Below are 15,569 nucleotides of genomic sequence, written 5' to 3'. Positions count from 1 at the left end.
CGGCATTCGCCATGTAGAAATGGATACACAATGCGCGGGTCCGACTTCGCCGAGCTGAAGGCATTCGTGGCCATCGTGGAGCGCCAGAGCTTCGCGCGGGCCGCGGAGCATCTGGGCCTGTCGCCGTCGGCGCTCAGCCAGACCATCCGCCAGCTCGAAGACCGCATCGGCGCTCGCCTGCTCAACCGCACCACGCGCAGCGTCGCGCCATCGGCAAGTGGCGAACTGCTCTACAGGCGCATCGCCCCGTTGTTCCGCGAGATGGCGGCGGCCGTCGCCGACGCCAGCGAAGCGACCGGACAGATGCGCGGCACACTGCGCATCAACACGCTGGGGATCGCGGCGAGAACCATCATTGCGCCGCGGCTCGCACGCTTCCATCGCGCGCACCCCGAGGTGGCGCTCGACATCGTGGTCGACGATGCGCTTGCCGATATCGTCGCGGGTCGCTTCGATGCGGGCATCCGGGTGGGCGGGCAGCTCGAGAAGGACATGGTGGCCGTGCGGCTCACGCCGGATCTGAAGATGGTGGCCGTGGCCTCGCCGGAGTACCTCGCACGGCGGGGAACACCCACCTCGCCCGCCGACCTGCACGGCCATGCCTGCATCAACTGGCGGCTGCGGATGGATGGCAGGCACTACCGGTGGGAGTTCGAGAAACGCGGCCAGCGGCTAGACGTGGCGGTGGAGGGGCCCGTCGTCACCAATCACGCCGATATCGGCATCGCTGCCGCGCTCGACGGGCTCGGCATCGCCTATCACTTCGAGCGAGATGGCGTCGGCGAGCTGTTGGCCCAGGGAAGATTGGTCCAGGTTCTGGCGGACTGGTCGATTTCGCGCCCTGGGCTGTTCCTCTACTACCCGAACAGGCAGCATCGCCCCGCCCTGCTGGGGGCGTTCATCGACTGTCTGCTGGATCGAGAACCGTTCGATCGGCGCTAGGCCCGGAACGCCGTGGTGTCGATTCTCGGCACGCCGCGACGCCTCGCGCGTTAGTTTGCGCAACGGCTCGATCCGCACTGCGATCGGACGGCTTACGCGCCAAACACCCGGCCGCAGTACGCCCGCAGCAATTCCGGCTTGTCGAGCGGACCACGGAACGCGATATGGCCATCGGGCCTGACCAGCACCAGCGCCGGAACGCCCTCGATGCCGTAGGCACCATGCGCCACGCCATCCAGATCGAACAGTGCCGTGGCATCGCCTGCCTCCGGCACCGACTTGCCCAGGATCGACCGCGGACGCACCCACTCCCAATCGCGGACCTGCGCCAGCGCACGCCGCATCGCGTCCAGGGCATCCTGCCGCCGGGCGTCGAACAGCAACAAGGTCCATCCCCAGGTGACGCCATCGGGGTTGTAGAGATGCGCGAACAGCGTCGTGCACGCACCATCCTGCGCGATGACCGCCGCATCCGGCGCGCGCTCGCCCGGACGCGGCGCGCGCCGGTGCACGACATCCCGCAGTCCATCGAGGTGGTTCTCGTTCAAGGGACTGTCGGGATAGGCGACGGAGAGTTGCTGCAGGTCGTCGGTGCCTTGGATCAGCGCCCCGATGTTGGGCAAGACGCTGGCGGCGATGCCCATGACGGCATCCTTGATGGCGCCCCGATAGACGCTGTTCCTGAAGCCCTTTTCCTGCTGCGCGTCCAGGCGACTGTGCTCGCCGCCGCGCTCCAGGCCATAGGACTCCAGCAGCACCGGCGCCGCCTTGCCGTCCAGCGCCATCGCCAGCCGCCATGCCAGGCCGACCGCATCCTGCAGTCCGGCGTTCATGCCCTGGCCGCCGGCGGGCAGCGTGAGATGGCCGGCATCGCCCACCAGGAACACGCGCCCCTCGGCATAGCGCGACGTCACGCCGTGCTGGAAGCGGCTATGGGTGATCCAGATCGGATCGCTCAGCTCCAGCGTCTCGTCCTCGGTGACCTCGCGCGCGATGGCCTGCAATTCCTCCAGCGTCGGGTCGCGATCGGGAATGCCCTCGTCGTCGGACAGGAAGAAGAGCCGGTGATAGCCCTCCCATACCGGCAGCACGCCGCAGAAGCCCTTGGGGTAGTAGAAGAACCAGAGGTGGTCGAACGCGGTGGAGCGGCGCCAGCGCAGCTTCGCGTCCAGTTGCCGATTGATGCAATGGGGCAGCTTCTCCGTCGTGAAGTCCGCACCGATCTGCTTGCGCACGAAGCCTTCGGCGCCGTCCGCACCGACCAGGTAGCGGCAGCGCAGGTGCTCGACCGGGTGCCCTTCGATCTGCTCACCGTCGTCGTTCACCGTCGCGATCGTCACGCGGACGCCCTCGGCATCCTGCTCGAAGCCGATCGCCTTGCGGCCGCGTTCGAGCGCCGCGCCGCCGGCCTCGATCTGCCGGGTCAGCACGGTCTCGATGACGTCCTGGCCGCTGTACAACACCTCCGGATACGGGCTGTCGACCTGCGCGATCGCGATCGGATCCACCGTCTTGCCGTTCAGGAGGGTGTTGATGTGGACGATCCGGTACGCCCGTTCGGCCAGGGCATCGCGAATGCCGATGCTCGCGAGAAGCTCCTGCGGGCGCGCCCACAGATTGTTGGCGCGCGAATGCGGCCTGGGATGCGTGCGTTGCTCGAAGATGCGGAAGCGCACCCCATGGTACGCCAGCGCGCAAGCGGTGGTCAGGCCGACCGGTCCGCCGCCGATGATGAGGACGTCCGTATCGAACCCGTCGGTCTGCGAGGCAAGGGGCATGGTGTCTCCAGGTAAGTGATTGCGGCGCGGGTGTCTGCAGTTCAGGCGCCCAGCGACTCGTCGAGTGCGTCGCGCATTTCCACGAGCACCTCGATGGCGGTCCTGACGCGCTCGGCGCCGAGTCGCTCGATCAGTTGCCGGTCGAGCGATGCGACCGCGGCTTCGGCGGCGCGCAAGGCCGCGCGCCCCGCCGCCGTCAGCACGACCAGCTTCGCGCGCGCGTGGTGCGGATTGGTCTCGAACACGACGAACCCGTGTTCGGCCAGCAATTCCACGACGCGTTGCACAGCCTGCCGGGTCAGCCCCATGTTGCGCGCGATATGCGCGACCGGAAGCGGCACCGGCGAATAGCCCAACGCGCCGAGCACCTGCCACCAGGCGGTGGTCAGCCCGATCGGGCGCACCAACTGGTTGCCCATGTCGACCAGGCGGCCGTTGCTGGCGAACACCGCGAGAACCAGTTCTCGGATCAGCACGGGGAGGTTTTCAGAAGCCATGCAACATTCTTTCAATTTGACAGCATGCTGTCAAATTGAAAGATCCTCGACGTGCTCCTTGAGTAGTGCCAACCGCTGCCAACCGCACGCTGCCGATCTTCGGCGCGCGCCATGGTTTGCCCTGCTGAATCGACCAGCCGCTTGCACTCCCCTGGCGATGGCTCGGCACGGCGCCGCGGCGCCCATCGGGGCCGCTACGGGTCTACTGGCGCAGCCGAGGGCTGAAGCAGCAGCCGGACCAACGGATTCGGGAAGCGTCGCGCCATGGTGACGGCGTGGAACGCCTCCACGATGTCCGGCAATTGATCCCCTTCCATCAGCACGCCGGCGGCGATCTCGTCCTTGACCACGATCGGCGGGAGCACGGCGAGGCCGATGTCCTCGCGGGCGAGCAGTCGCATCATCGCCATGTCCTCCACTTCCGCCACGATCTGCGGCCGCACCCCCAGGCGATCGACCAGGGCGTCGAAGCCGGTACGCACGCTGCTGTCCACGGTCGGCAGGATGATGGGATGGCTGCGAAGACGATCGGCGATGCTGGCGGCACCGCCCAACCGATCGGGCGTGCCCACCAGGCTGACCGGGTGCTGTGCGAGCCGATGGGTCACCAAGGGGGTCAGCGCGTCACCGGCGGGGGCCTGATTCAACAGGACCACGTCCAGATTGAGCGCCTCCAGCGCCCGCAGCAGTTCGCCCGCGCTGCCCGAGCGCAGGATCAGATCGATGTCGGTGCGGCCCAGCAGCGGGCGCAGGAATTCCATCTGGAAGTTGCGCGACAACGTGGCCAGCGACCCGACGCGCAACGCCTGGCGCGCGGCGCCTGTCTGCCGCAGCGTGCCCAGCAGTTCCTCGCCGGTGGCGAAGATCGCGTCGGCGTGGTCGAGCACGATCTGCCCCGCCTCGGTCAGATGCAGTTGCCGCCCGCGCCGCTCGAACAGCGCGTGGCCGAGGCGTTCCTCGAGCTTGCGGATCTGCACCGACAAGGCCGACTGCGTGAGATTGAGCCGCTCGGCGGTGCGGGTCAGGTTGCCGTCGTGGGCAACGGCCCAGAAATAGCGCAGATGGTTGTAGTTCAAGGCGGCCATATCGTTCGATATTAACGAACGAATTAGTGAAAACAATGAATTTTTGTTCGATCCCGCCGATCGCTATCGTGGCGCCGCCCACCACCGCGCCCATTCGAGGGGATTGCCTTGTCGCCCTATCTGCTGCCGCTTTCCGCACCGCTCCTGCTGTCTGTCGCCGCCGTGTTCGGCTTTGTCCGCAGCGGCCGACGTCCCCGCCGGCTCCCCGTCTTCGCCGAAGGTGCCGCATTCGGCGCGCTGCTCATCGCGATCGCTTCGCTGGCGCTGCTGGTCGCGCGAGGCGCCGGCGACAGCGGACTGCTCGGCTGGGGCGGCATCGGCCTGTCGGCACGGCTCGATGCGGTCAGCGCCACGATGCTGCCGCTGGTCGCGTTCGTCGGCTGGATCGTGGTGCGCTATGCCCGCACCTACCTCGATGGCGAGGCGCGCCAAGGCTATTTCACCGGCTGGCTGTGCTTCGCACTCGCGGCCGTGCTGTTGCTGGTGCAGGCGGGCAACCTGGTCCAGTTGGTCGTCGCCTGGATCGCGACCAGCGCCGCGCTGCATCGCCTGTTGCTGTTCTATCCGGAACGCGTGGCGGCGCAGCGCGCCGCGCGCAAGAAGCGCCTGTTCTCCACCATCGGCGCCATCGCGCTGATCTCCGCGGCGCTGCTTGTCTGGAACAGCCTGGGCACCACCGATATCGCCACGATCAACGCGCTGGCGCGGAACGGCGAGCACGGCTGGCCGCTCGCCGCGGCGGCCGCCCTGCTGGCGCTGGCCGCGGTGCTGAAGTCGGCGCAGTTCCCGACCCACGGCTGGCTCACCGAGATGATGGAGGCGCCCACGCCGGTGTCGGCGCTGCTGCATGCCGGTGTGGTCAATGGCGGCGGCTTCCTGTTGATCCGCTTCGCCGACCTGATGCTGGCGGCCCCCGGCGTGCTCGCCGTGCTGGCCATGCTCGGCGGGTTCACCGCCCTGTTCGGTGCGCTGGTGATGCTGACCCAGCCCGCGGTCAAGACGTCGCTCGCCTGGTCCACGGTCGCGCAGATGGGTTTCATGGTCCTGCAGTGCGGCCTTGCGTTGTTCCCGCTGGCGCTGCTGCACATCGTCGCGCACTCGCTGTACAAGGCGCATGCCTTCCTGGCCGCCGACGGGGCCGTCGAGCAGGTGGCCTCCATTCGCCGGCCCGGGCCGGTTGCCGTACCCGATGGGGCGGCGGTCGGCCGCGCCTTCCTGATCGCCCTGGCGATCTATGTCGGGATCGGCGCCGCCTTCGGGTTCGCCTTCGGCTTCGAGCACAAGTCGCCACAGGCGCTGGCACTGGGCGCCATCCTGATCTTCGGTGTCGCCTATCTGCTGGCCCAGGGCCTGGCCGATGCCGCGCCGCGCCCCCTGACCCGCAGGACGGCGCTCTACGCCAGCGCCGCCGCGATCGGCTACTTCGCGCTGCAGACCGCCGCCGAATGGCTGACTGCCGGGGTGCTGCCGACGACGCCGGCGCCGGGACGGCTGGAGTGGACGCTGATGGCGTTGGCGGTGCTGAGCTTCGGGCTGGTCGCGGTGGCGCAGGCGCTGTTCCCGCTCTGGGCCTCGCACCCGGCCGCCGCGGGGCTGCGCGTCCATCTCTCCAATGGGCTATATGCCAACGCCACGATCGATCGCCTGCTCGGCGGCTGGTCTGTCAGCAAGACGTCGTGACCCCTAACCGCCAGGACACCCCCATGCCGATGACCGCGACCGATGCACCCTCCATGTCCCACGCTGCGATCATCGCCGCCGCCCAGCGTGCGGCGCGCGCCCTGCCCCCGCTGTGGCCGCTGGCCTCGAGCGTGGCGGTCAACCCCTTCCTCGGCCAGGCCGGCGAGCCGCTGGCGACCGCGGCGGCACGGCTGCGGCGCGCGGCCGGCATCGCCCTGACCCTGCCGCGCTCCTGGTATGCGGCGCGGCTGCACTCCGGCGAGATCGCCGAGGAGGATCTGCAGGCGGCCTTGCACGACGCGCCGGCCGCACTGCGCCCGCCGAACTTGTCCGCGCTCAAGCACGTCATCGACGCCGTGCGTCCCGCCCCGCGGGCGATCCCGACAGTCGCCGATCTGGCGCGCGACGCCTCGGCGATCGACTGGCCGAGCATCGTCGACGAGCGCATCGGGCACTGGGCCGCCGCCTATTTCGACCAGGGCCAGGCGCTGTGGGCCGCCGGTCAATCCGGCGGCGCCTACAGCATGTGGCGGCTCATCGCGACCCACGATCTGACGCCGGAAATCGCCGGCCTCGCCGGATTCGCGCAGCAGGTGGCGGACGCGCCAGCGAATGCCGAAGATGCGCTCGTCGACGGCGTCGCCCGCCTCGGCCTGCCGGCGGACGCGCTGGACGGCTATTTCCACCGACTGCTGACCACCCTTGGCGGCTGGAGCCAGCTCGCCCGGTATCGGCTCTGGCAAGCGGAGCTGAGCGGCGAGACGGACGCGTGCGTCACCGACCTGCTCGCCATCCGCATGCGCTGGGAAGTGACGCTGCTGGGCAAGTTCGAGTCGGCGATCGCCTCGCAGTGGCGAACCGCCATCTCCGCATACGCAATGCCGATTGCGGCGACGCCGGACGACGTGATCGACAGCATCCTGCAGGAAGCGGCCGAACGCGCGGCGCAGCGGCGGCTCGACGCTCTGCTTGCAGCACCCGCCTCGGCCCCGGCCGCACCGACGCGAATGACGATGCAGATGGCCTTCTGCATCGACGTGCGCTCGGAAGTGTTCCGCCGCGCACTGGAAAGCCTCGATGCGGGTATCCAGACCCTCGGATTCGCCGGATTCTTCGGGCTGGGCATCGGCCATCGGCGGTTCGCCTCGGACGTGGTCGAGGCGCGTCTTCCGGTGTTGCTGACGCCAGGGGTATTCACCTGCGCGGGAGAGGCGACGTCGCCGGTGGCCGACTCCGACCTCGCCGCGCGGATCGCGGCCCGGGCGAAGCGAGCCTGGGGTCGCTTCAAGCTGGCCGCCATTTCCTCGTTCGCCTTCGTCGAGGCCACCGGCCCGCTCTATGTCGCCAAGCTGCTGCGCGATGGATTGGCGCTGCCCCGTCGTACCACGCCGAACGATCCCGCACCGCGCCTGGCCGACGCGCTCGACCTCGACACGCGGCTGACCATGGCCACGCGCATCCTCAAGGCGATGTCGCTCACCGCCGGCTTCGCGCGGCTCGTGGTGCTCGCCGGTCACGGCGCCAGTGTGGTCAACAACCCTCATGCCAGCGCGCTGCAGTGCGGCGCCTGCGGCGGCTACTCGGGCGACGTGAACGCACGGCTGCTCGCTTCGCTGCTCAATACCCCGGAGGTGCGCGCCGGTCTCGCCGAGCGCGGCATCGCGATTCCCGCAGACACGCTGTTCCTGGCCGCGCTGCACGACACCACGACCGACGCGGTCACGCTCTACAGCGCCGACCATCCCTCGCCCGAGCATGCCGCCGATGTCGAGCAGGCGGCGCGTTGGCTGCAGGCCGCCGGCGCGCTGGCGCGGGGCGAGCGGGCGCTGCGCCTGCCGCGCGCGCAGCGCGGCCAGGACATCGCGCATCGCGCCCGCGACTGGGCCGAGCTGCGCCCGGAATGGGCGCTGGCCGGCTGCCAGGCCTTCATCGCCGCGCCACGCGAGCGCACCTCCGGGCGCGACCTGGCGGGACGGGCCTTCCTCCACGACTACGACTGGCGGCGCGACGACGGCTTCGGTGTGCTGGAACTGATCCTGACCGCCCCGGTGGTGGTCGCCAGCTGGATCAGCCTGCAGTACTACGGGTCGACCGTCGCGCCCGCGGTCTTCGGCGCGGGCAACAAGTTGCTGCACAACGTCACCGGCGGCATCGGCGTGGTCGAGGGCAATGGCGGCCTGCTGCGCGGCGGGCTGCCGTGGCAGTCGGTGCACGACGGCGAACGGCTGATCCACGAACCGCTGCGGCTTTCCGTGCTGATCGAGGCGCCGACCGACCCGATCGCCGACATCCTGCAACGCCATCCGGCGGTGCGCGCGCTGTTCGACAATCGCTGGCTGCATCTTTTCGCGCTGGACGACGAAGGCCGGATGGCGTCGCGCTATGCCGGCGACTTGCAATGGGAGTCTTGTTTGAACGACGCGTCCTCCAAGCGCAATCACGCGCCGGCACTTGCGTGACGCAGCCTTACGCCCGTGCCGCCGCTCCCGAACGCGGGCGGGAGTGCGGACGTCGGTTCCTCCCAAGCCAGCGGACGTTGCTGGGCCCGATCATGGCGGCGTCCCTGCACCGGCCGCGATGGCGCCGATCCCGACAGGCGATCGCTGCGGGCCAGCGCCGCAATCGCACGTGGGCGCCGGCGTCGCAGCCTTCGCATGCCGATCGCGCATGCGATCGCCGGGGCGCTGGCGACCGCCGTCGCGCCCGCACCCGCGTCATGCCCCGATCTTGCCGGCTCCAGCAACGAGCATCTCGACGAAGGCGGTGACCTTGGAGGGGCGAAAGCGCGCCATCGGGTAGACCACGTGAATGCCGCCGGCCGGCAACGACCACTCCGGCAGGACGGCGACCAGGGTTCCGGCCGCCAGGGCGTCTGCCACCAGGAAATCCGGCAGGACCGACACCCCGCCACCGGCCAGCGTCGCCGCCAGCACGGCCGGGGTCGCATTGGTCGACAGGGCCTGGCGCATGCGCACCGTGCGTCGCTCGAAATCGTCTTTGACGAAGTGCCAGGTCAACGGCTCGCGGAGCGCGCTGTTGGCGACGAACGGGACCTGCGCGAGGTCGTCGGGGTCCGCCACCGCCAAGGTCCTGGCCAGTTCCGGCGTGGCGACCAGGCACTGCCGGAAACCGTCGATGCGCCGCGCATGCAGACTGGAATCGTCGAGCCAGCCCACCCGGATGGACAGATCGATCTGGCTGGCGACGGGGTCGATGCGCGTGTCGGCCAGGATCAACTCGACCTGGCACGCCGGATGGCGCCGGGAGAACCCGGCGGCCAGCGGCGCGATCCTGGAGGTGCCGTAGTCGTGCGGCGCCGCCACGCGCAGCACGCCGCTCGGCTCGGTGTTGGAGCGCGTGACCTCGCCGATGGCGTCCTCGACCTGGCGCAGGACGCTCACGCTGCTTGCATGCAGCAGCCGCCCGGCCTCGGTCGGTTCGACCCGACGGGTGGTGCGCATCAACAACGCCGTCTGCAACTCCGCCTCCAGCTTGGCGACCTGCTGGCTGACGACGGTCTTGGTGATGCCGAGCCGCTCGGCCGCGCGGGTGAAGGAGCCGGTGTCCACCACGGCCGCGAAATAGGCGAGCCTGTTGAGATTGACGGCTTCCACGCTGCTCCCGACACACTGTAAGCCAGTTGTTTACAGAGTTTAGCATTCCACATTATTTATCCATCAATCCCGGCTCGCTATGGTGACCGCACCTCCTCAAGCGGGTTCCACCATGCGCATCACCTACCTCTTCGATCCGCTCTGCGGGTGGTGCTACGGCGCCGCCCCGGCCCTGGAACAGCTCGCGCAGGTTCCTGGCGTCAGCGTGCAGCTCGCCCCCACCGGCTTGTTCGCCGGCGAGAACGCGCGGCCGCTGGAGGCATCCTTCGCCGCCTACGCCTGGCAGAACGACCAGCGCATCGCGCGCCTCACCGGCCAAGCGTTTTCCGAGGCTTACCGCAGCCGGGTGCTCGGCGCGAGCGGCACGCTGTTCGATTCGGCCCCGGCGACGCTTGCCGTGGTCGCGGTCGGCATGACCGAACCGGATCGCGAACGCGAGGCGCTGAAGCGCCTGCAACAGGCCCGCTATGTCGACGGCCGCACTACCTCCGATCGCGCGGTCGTGGCGGAAGTGCTGTCCGCTGCCGGCTTTGCCGATGCCGCGCGGCGCGTCGTGTCGCCCGATGCCGACGTGCTGGGCGCCTACCGCGCGCGCATCGATGCGGCACGCCGCGAGATGGCCCGTTTCGGCGCGCAGGGCGTTCCCACGCTCGTCGTCGAAGACGCGCACGGAAGCAGGCTGCTGCCGAGCGATGCGCTGTTCGGCGATCGCGCCGCCCTGGCCGCGCACCTGCGCGTCGCCTGAGCCGCCGACCTCCCCCGCCCTTCATTCCCGACGCCCGCACTCCCGAACACAAGGAGACATCCAATGAGCACCGATCGCCAGACCTCCGCATTGCGCTGGACCCACTTTCCCGCCGGGCAGAACGGCTTCTTCCGCGCGCCGGTGCTGTTGACCGGCCCGCGCGAAGCCCTGCTGATCGATGGCGGCTTCACCTATCCCGACGGCAAGGCCTTGGCCGAGGCGATCGAGGCCACCGGCAAGACGCTGACGACGATCTACGTCAGCCAGTCGGACCCGGATTACTACTTCAGCCTCAAGCCGGTGCGCGAGGCCTTTCCTCAGGCCAAGGTCATCGCCGCCGCCGACACGCTCGCCGCCATCAAGGGCAACGTCGCGAAGAAGCTCGCCGTGTGGGGGCCGCAGCTCAAGGAGAACGGTCCGCAGACGCTGGACGACATCGTCCTGCCCGAGACCTTCGACGGCGCCTCTCTGTCGGTCGATGGTGAGACGGTCGAGATCGTCGCCGCCCAGGGTCTGGCCAATCGCCGCTATCTCTGGGTGCCGTCGCTGCACGCCGTGTTCGGCGGCGTCATGATCTTCTCCGGCGTGCATGTCTGGACCGCCGATACGCAGACGCAGGAGCAGCGTGCCGCCTGGATCGCCAATCTCGATGCGATCGCCGCGCGCGCGCCGGCGATCGTCGTGCCTGGCCATCTGACGCCCGACGCGGCGACCGATCTGTCGGCCATCGCCCACACCAAGGCCTATCTGTTGGCCTTCGAGGAGGAACTGGCGACGGCCAAGGGAGCCGCATCGCTCGAGGCGGCGATGGAAGCGCGCTTCCCGAATCTGGGCATGGGCATCGCCCTCGAGATCGGCGCCAAGGTCGCCAACGGCGAAATGCCGTGGGGCTGAGACGACCGACAATCGCGAACTGATCCGGAGGACCTAAGAAAGATCCTCCGAGGAGAACGGCAAGCACCGGTTGGCGGTGCTGTCGCCCGACGTCGAATGTACCGAGGCCAGGGAGACAGCACTCCGTTTCCTCTGGCCGGCGGCGCTACCGCGCAGCGACCGATGGCACGCGCCATCGTCGGGCCGTGGAAGCGACCGGGTCGGACCGCTTCCACTGCCGGTTTCGATCGATGCACATGCATCTGCACGATCCGAACACCACGCCCGCTCCGCCAAGGAACGGTATCAAAGAGGGATCGCAGCGGACGCCGCTCGTAGTACCGAAGCAATCTCGTCCTCGCTACGCCCCCCATTGATGGCGATTCTTCCCGCGAAGACGAAGTGAGGAACCGAACGGACACCGGCATTCGCCGACCTGGCCGCTTCCGCTTCGACGCGACGGTGCTGCGCAGGATCGAGCGCGATGGCGCGCGCCTGGTCGCGCTCGAAACCATGGTCGACTGCGATGTCGGCCAGCACCTCCGCATCGGCGATGTTCTTCGCTGCGATGAAGTAGGCATCGGTGATGGCGACGGCGAGCCGATGCTGGGTATCGCGCCCAGCGGCGGCGAGGATCAGCGCATGCGCCGCCCGGGTCGGATAGGTCCAGAGCTGGCGACCGAGATCCAGATCGAAGCCCGACGCGCGCGCTTCCGCCTCGGGGCGAGCGAAAGCGGCCTTCGGATCGGTGATGCCGTAGCGCGAACGCAGCAGATCTGGAATGTAGAGGCCGCCTGCGGGCGCATCCGGCAGCAGCGGGACCGGATGCTGTCGGATCTCCACGGCCAGGTCGGGGAAACGCTCTGCCAGCACCTTGTCGAGACGGTGATGGCCGACGAAGCACCAAGGACAGGTGATGTCGGTGTAGAGGTCGATTTGCATCGCTATGTTCCACTGCCTTGTCGATGGTCTTGCGTCAATGGTTGGCGATGCCTGGCGCGGCACGGACGAAGTGCGTGTCGGTCACCTGGTCGACCAGAAACTTCGCGAGATTGCCCCTGGAAAGCTTCGTGCCGAGCTTGGTTTGTCCATACCACCCCACATCCACGCCGCCGTTGGCGGGACCATCCTTGAGGTTCGGAATGCGTACCAGCGTCCAGTCCAGGTCCGAACCCGCGACCAAGGCGCCGGTCGCCTGGATATCCTCGTAGCCGTTGCGCGCGATCAGCTTGAACAGCAGCGCGAACGCGTGGGTGCCGAACGCGAACCCGTCCTTGGGATCGCGATAGGCAGCGGTGGAGATCTGGATGAGGCGGCGCACGCCGGCCTGCTGCATCGCGGCGATGATGTTGGCCAGGCCATGCATGACCGGCTTGTCGCCTTGCACCTTGAGACCATTGGGCCCAAGGGCGCTGATGACCGCATCGGCCCCTCGGACGCACTGCGCAATGGCGTTGCGGTCCTGCAGGTCGCCGACCACGATGTCGACCTTCCCCGCGAACGATGCGAGCTTCCCGGCGTCGCGCGTATAGACCGACAGCGAGTAGCCACGCTGCAAGGCTTCCTCGATGAGGTGCCGCCCCGTCGGCCCGGTCGCACCGAACAACGCGATGGTCTTTTTCCCGGTCACACGCTCACGCCGCCTTCGCCAACAAGGCGGTGATGGCCGTTGCGGCCTTGTCGATGGCGGCGCTCACCGCCTCCGGGCCGAGCACCGTCCCTTCGACGCGCACCACGTCCACATCGGTCAGGCCGATGAAGCCGAGCAGGTGCAGCACGTAGTTGGTCTGAAAATCGAACGGCGCCCAGGCGCCTTCCGAGAACACGCCGCCCGTGGCGGCGACGAGATAGACCTTCTTGCCGGTCAGCAGTCCCTGCGGCCCGGCCTCGCCGTAGCCGAAAGTGACGCGTGGCCAAGTGACGTGATCGAACCAGGCCTTGAGCTGCGAGGGCGGACCGAAGTTGATCATGCCCGAACCGAGCACGATCACGTCCGCGGCCTGCAACTCATCGACCAACGCCTGCGCGACCTCCACCGCCTCGGCCTGCTCCGGCGTGCGATCTTCCGGTGGCAGAATCCGGCCCTGGATGTAGGCCGGCGTGATGTGCGGCGGCGGATTCGCCGCGAGGTCGCGCACGGTCAGCGAGCCCCCAGAGCGAGCCTGGATGCCCTCGGCGATCTCGGTGGCGAAACGGGTGGAGAGGCTGTCCGCCCCGCGCGGACTGGACGTGACAAGTAGCGTGCGGCTCATGACGGCTCCTAGGTATAAAATGAGAACCAAGTAATAAATGGGTTCTAAATTACGAATCCATACAAAGGATGGTATTGTCCCTGCCGCTGCCCCACAAGAAGGCACATGCATGTCACCTGGTCACATCGAGCACCCTGCCGAACTGCCCGCACCCGACGCGGGCGGCTGTCTGGCGACCCGTCAAATCCTGGATCGCATCGGCGACAAGTGGAGTCTCTACATCGTCGCCATGCTGCAGAACGGCCCGCAGCGCTTCAACGTACTGAAGCGCGGCATCGACGGCATTTCCCAGCGCATGCTGACGCTGACCTTGCGCGGACTCGAACGCGACGGACTGATCACGCGCACGCTGTATCCGACGATCCCTCCACGCGTCGATTACGAACTCACCGACCTGGGACGAACGCTATTGAAGCCGGTCATGGAACTGGTCGACTGGGCGAACGAGCACCAAGCCGCCATCGCCGAGGCGCATCAGCGTTTCGACACGCAGCCGGAGCCGGATCAGGTCTTGGTCCAGGGCGTGGTCTACCAGCGTCGATGAGCGATCGGGCGATGCGCGGCGCCACTACGACGATCCAGATGGCGTCGGCTTGCGCCAGCACATGGCGCACGGCGGCAACACCGCGGTACGCCGCCGACGGTCGATCCGTTCTCGCGAATGCAAACGCGAGGCGAGGCGGTGGCGTGCGTCACCTGGAAGGTCGGGTCAGGCGTCTGCCAAGCCCCGTTCGTGCGTCGCGTCGTACTTTCTGATGTCCGCCGAAAGGCGCGCATCCCATCGCGCCACGAAGGCGACGGTATCGGCGGCCGCCAGGTGGGCGCTCAGGGCGTGTTGGTCCCGCCACCGCTCCATCACCAGCAGCCGCCCGCGGGACGCGTCAATCACGGCGGCGTCATAGGACAGGGCGCCGTCTCGCTCGCGTGTGGTGTGGGCGAGATCGGCAAGATCGCGCGTGAAGGCCGGCAGATCCGAGGGCGGCACCTGTACGTAACCGGTGACGATCAGCATGGCGAACGACTCCAGAGGTTCGAAGGGAAACAGGGGCGCCGCAGCCGGCACGCCCCATCGGCATCAGGAGACGGTCAGGACGATCTTGCCCTGGATGCTGCCTTCGGCGGCGCGCTCGTGGGCGCGCGAGGCCTCCGACAGCGGAAAGACACTGTCGATCACGACCTGGACGGTGTGTCGGTCGAGGAGTGCGGCGACCTGTGCCAGTTGCGCGCCGTTCGAGCGCACCTGGGTCGAGGACACCCTGATCCCACGCTTTGCCGCGGCTTCGTGACCCTCGAAGCCAAGTGGATTGACCAGGAACAGGGCTCCGCCAGGCCGGATCACCTCCAGGAACCGTTCCATCCGCGGACCGCCCACCGCATCGAGCACCAGGTCGGCATCCCGGATGACCTCTTCCACCATGGTTTCCCGGTAATCGATGAACTGGTGTACGCCGAACTGGCCGAGCATCGCCGCGTTCCTGGCCGAAGCCACGGCGATCACCCGCGCGCCCCGCGCCTTGGCCACTTGCACCGCCAGATGTCCGACACCTCCGCCAGCACCGTTGACCAGCACTGTCTGGCCTTCGAGCTCGACAGGCACATGCGGGACGTCCTGGAACGGATTGGGCGCGTCGTGGCCAAGCGCGACCAGGAACTGCCACGCGGTCAACAGGGACATCGGCGCGGCGGCGGCATGGACGTGATCCAGCCCCGCCGGCTTGTGGGCCAGGTGCGCGGCTGGCGCGCTGACATACTCGGCGTAGGCGCCGCCGCCGGTCATCACGCCATCCGGGAACCGGACCATGCCGTAGACCTCGTCGCCGGCCCTGAACCCAGCGACGTTAGCGGCGGTCGCTTCGACCACGCCGGAAATGTCGGTGCCCAGGATCAGCGGGAAGTCGGAATCCGGTCGCCATTCGGGCGGCAGGGCACGATACCCGTCGCGTAGATACCAGTCCGGCGGATTGAGGCCGACGGCCCGGACCCGGACCAAGACCTCGCCCGGTCGGACGTCGGGCTTGGGCGCATCCTCGTAAGTCAGCACCTCGGGGCCGCCAAAGGCGTGCAGTCGAACCGCTTTCATCGTCTCGCTCATGATCGTTCTCC

The 15,569-nt window shown here is 68.3% G+C and carries 15 protein-coding genes; 6 read left to right on the top strand and 9 right to left on the bottom strand.

Annotated elements, in window-relative coordinates:
- The first annotated feature begins 30 nt into the window (after nucleotides 1-30).
- A complete protein-coding gene (locus AB3X07_RS10705; protein WP_369944481.1) occupies nucleotides 31-942 on the top strand; it encodes a LysR family transcriptional regulator in 912 nt (303 codons plus the stop codon).
- A gap of 92 nt (nucleotides 943-1,034) precedes the next feature.
- Here the strand turns inward: AB3X07_RS10705 and AB3X07_RS10700 are convergent, their stop codons facing one another.
- The 3 genes from AB3X07_RS10700 to AB3X07_RS10690 form a co-directional block, all read right to left on the bottom strand.
- Nucleotides 1,035-2,720, bottom strand: a complete 1,686-nt coding sequence (locus tag AB3X07_RS10700) for an FAD-dependent monooxygenase (RefSeq protein ID WP_369944480.1) — start codon at nucleotides 2,718-2,720, stop codon at nucleotides 1,035-1,037.
- A 41-nt stretch (nucleotides 2,721-2,761) separates the two neighbouring features.
- Nucleotides 2,762-3,217 carry a MarR family winged helix-turn-helix transcriptional regulator gene (locus AB3X07_RS10695; protein ID WP_369944479.1) on the bottom strand — a complete coding sequence of 152 codons (456 nt, stop codon included), beginning with the start codon at nucleotides 3,215-3,217 and terminating at the stop codon, nucleotides 2,762-2,764.
- A 194-nt stretch (nucleotides 3,218-3,411) separates the two neighbouring features.
- Nucleotides 3,412-4,302 (bottom strand): LysR family transcriptional regulator, encoded by an 891-nt coding sequence (locus AB3X07_RS10690; protein ID WP_369944718.1) that lies wholly within the window; start codon nucleotides 4,300-4,302, stop codon nucleotides 3,412-3,414.
- Between the two features lie 108 nt (nucleotides 4,303-4,410).
- Between AB3X07_RS10690 and AB3X07_RS10685 the strand changes: the two genes are divergently transcribed.
- Nucleotides 4,411-5,982, top strand: a complete 1,572-nt coding sequence (locus tag AB3X07_RS10685) for a proton-conducting transporter membrane subunit (protein WP_369944478.1) — start codon at nucleotides 4,411-4,413, stop codon at nucleotides 5,980-5,982.
- 23 nt (nucleotides 5,983-6,005) lie between these two features.
- Complete coding sequence (locus AB3X07_RS10680) at nucleotides 6,006-8,441, top strand: YbcC family protein (protein WP_369944717.1); 2,436 nt, start codon at nucleotides 6,006-6,008, stop codon at nucleotides 8,439-8,441.
- Nucleotides 8,442-8,696: 255 nt separating this feature from the next.
- On the opposite strand, the gene AB3X07_RS10675 is transcribed toward AB3X07_RS10680, so the two are convergent.
- A complete protein-coding gene (locus AB3X07_RS10675) occupies nucleotides 8,697-9,596 on the bottom strand; it encodes a LysR family transcriptional regulator (protein WP_369944477.1) in 900 nt (299 codons plus the stop codon).
- A gap of 112 nt (nucleotides 9,597-9,708) precedes the next feature.
- Between AB3X07_RS10675 and AB3X07_RS10670 the strand changes: the two genes are divergently transcribed.
- Both AB3X07_RS10670 and AB3X07_RS10665 read left to right on the top strand, forming a co-directional pair.
- A complete protein-coding gene (locus AB3X07_RS10670) occupies nucleotides 9,709-10,341 on the top strand; it encodes a DsbA family protein (RefSeq protein ID WP_369944476.1) in 633 nt (210 codons plus the stop codon).
- 63 nt (nucleotides 10,342-10,404) lie between these two features.
- Nucleotides 10,405-11,235: an MBL fold metallo-hydrolase gene (locus tag AB3X07_RS10665; RefSeq protein ID WP_369944475.1), complete on the top strand. Its 831-nt coding sequence runs from the start codon at nucleotides 10,405-10,407 to the stop codon at nucleotides 11,233-11,235.
- 285 nt (nucleotides 11,236-11,520) lie between these two features.
- Here the strand turns inward: AB3X07_RS10665 and AB3X07_RS10660 are convergent, their stop codons facing one another.
- Genes AB3X07_RS10660 through AB3X07_RS10650 form a run of 3 tightly spaced genes read right to left on the bottom strand, consistent with a single transcriptional unit; the run spans nucleotide 11,521 to nucleotide 13,466 of the window.
- A complete protein-coding gene (locus AB3X07_RS10660; RefSeq protein ID WP_369944474.1) occupies nucleotides 11,521-12,156 on the bottom strand; it encodes a DsbA family oxidoreductase in 636 nt (211 codons plus the stop codon).
- A 34-nt stretch (nucleotides 12,157-12,190) separates the two neighbouring features.
- Nucleotides 12,191-12,844: an NAD(P)-dependent oxidoreductase gene (locus tag AB3X07_RS10655; protein WP_369944473.1), complete on the bottom strand. Its 654-nt coding sequence runs from the start codon at nucleotides 12,842-12,844 to the stop codon at nucleotides 12,191-12,193.
- A 4-nt stretch (nucleotides 12,845-12,848) separates the two neighbouring features.
- On the bottom strand, nucleotides 12,849-13,466 hold the full coding sequence (locus tag AB3X07_RS10650) for an FMN-dependent NADH-azoreductase (RefSeq protein WP_369944472.1): 618 nt from the start codon (nucleotides 13,464-13,466) through the stop codon (nucleotides 12,849-12,851).
- Nucleotides 13,467-13,575: 109 nt separating this feature from the next.
- Between AB3X07_RS10650 and AB3X07_RS10645 the strand changes: the two genes are divergently transcribed.
- The gene (locus AB3X07_RS10645; RefSeq protein ID WP_369944471.1) at nucleotides 13,576-14,010 is read left to right on the top strand and encodes a winged helix-turn-helix transcriptional regulator; all 435 of its coding nucleotides are present in this window, start codon (nucleotides 13,576-13,578) and stop codon (nucleotides 14,008-14,010) included.
- Between the two features lie 165 nt (nucleotides 14,011-14,175).
- Here the strand turns inward: AB3X07_RS10645 and AB3X07_RS10640 are convergent, their stop codons facing one another.
- Nucleotides 14,176-14,478, bottom strand: a complete 303-nt coding sequence (locus tag AB3X07_RS10640) for a putative quinol monooxygenase (RefSeq protein ID WP_369944470.1) — start codon at nucleotides 14,476-14,478, stop codon at nucleotides 14,176-14,178.
- A gap of 63 nt (nucleotides 14,479-14,541) precedes the next feature.
- Nucleotides 14,542-15,558 carry an NADP-dependent oxidoreductase gene (locus tag AB3X07_RS10635; RefSeq protein WP_369944469.1) on the bottom strand — a complete coding sequence of 339 codons (1,017 nt, stop codon included), beginning with the start codon at nucleotides 15,556-15,558 and terminating at the stop codon, nucleotides 14,542-14,544.
- Nucleotides 15,559-15,569: the final 11 nt, after the last annotated feature.

This window comes from Xanthomonas sp. DAR 35659, from assembly GCF_041242975.1.
Taxonomy (GTDB): domain Bacteria; phylum Pseudomonadota; class Gammaproteobacteria; order Xanthomonadales; family Xanthomonadaceae; genus Xanthomonas_A; species Xanthomonas_A medicagonis.
The sequence above is the reverse complement of the archived record's forward strand: the minus strand, read 5'-3'. Positions and strand labels throughout refer to the sequence as shown.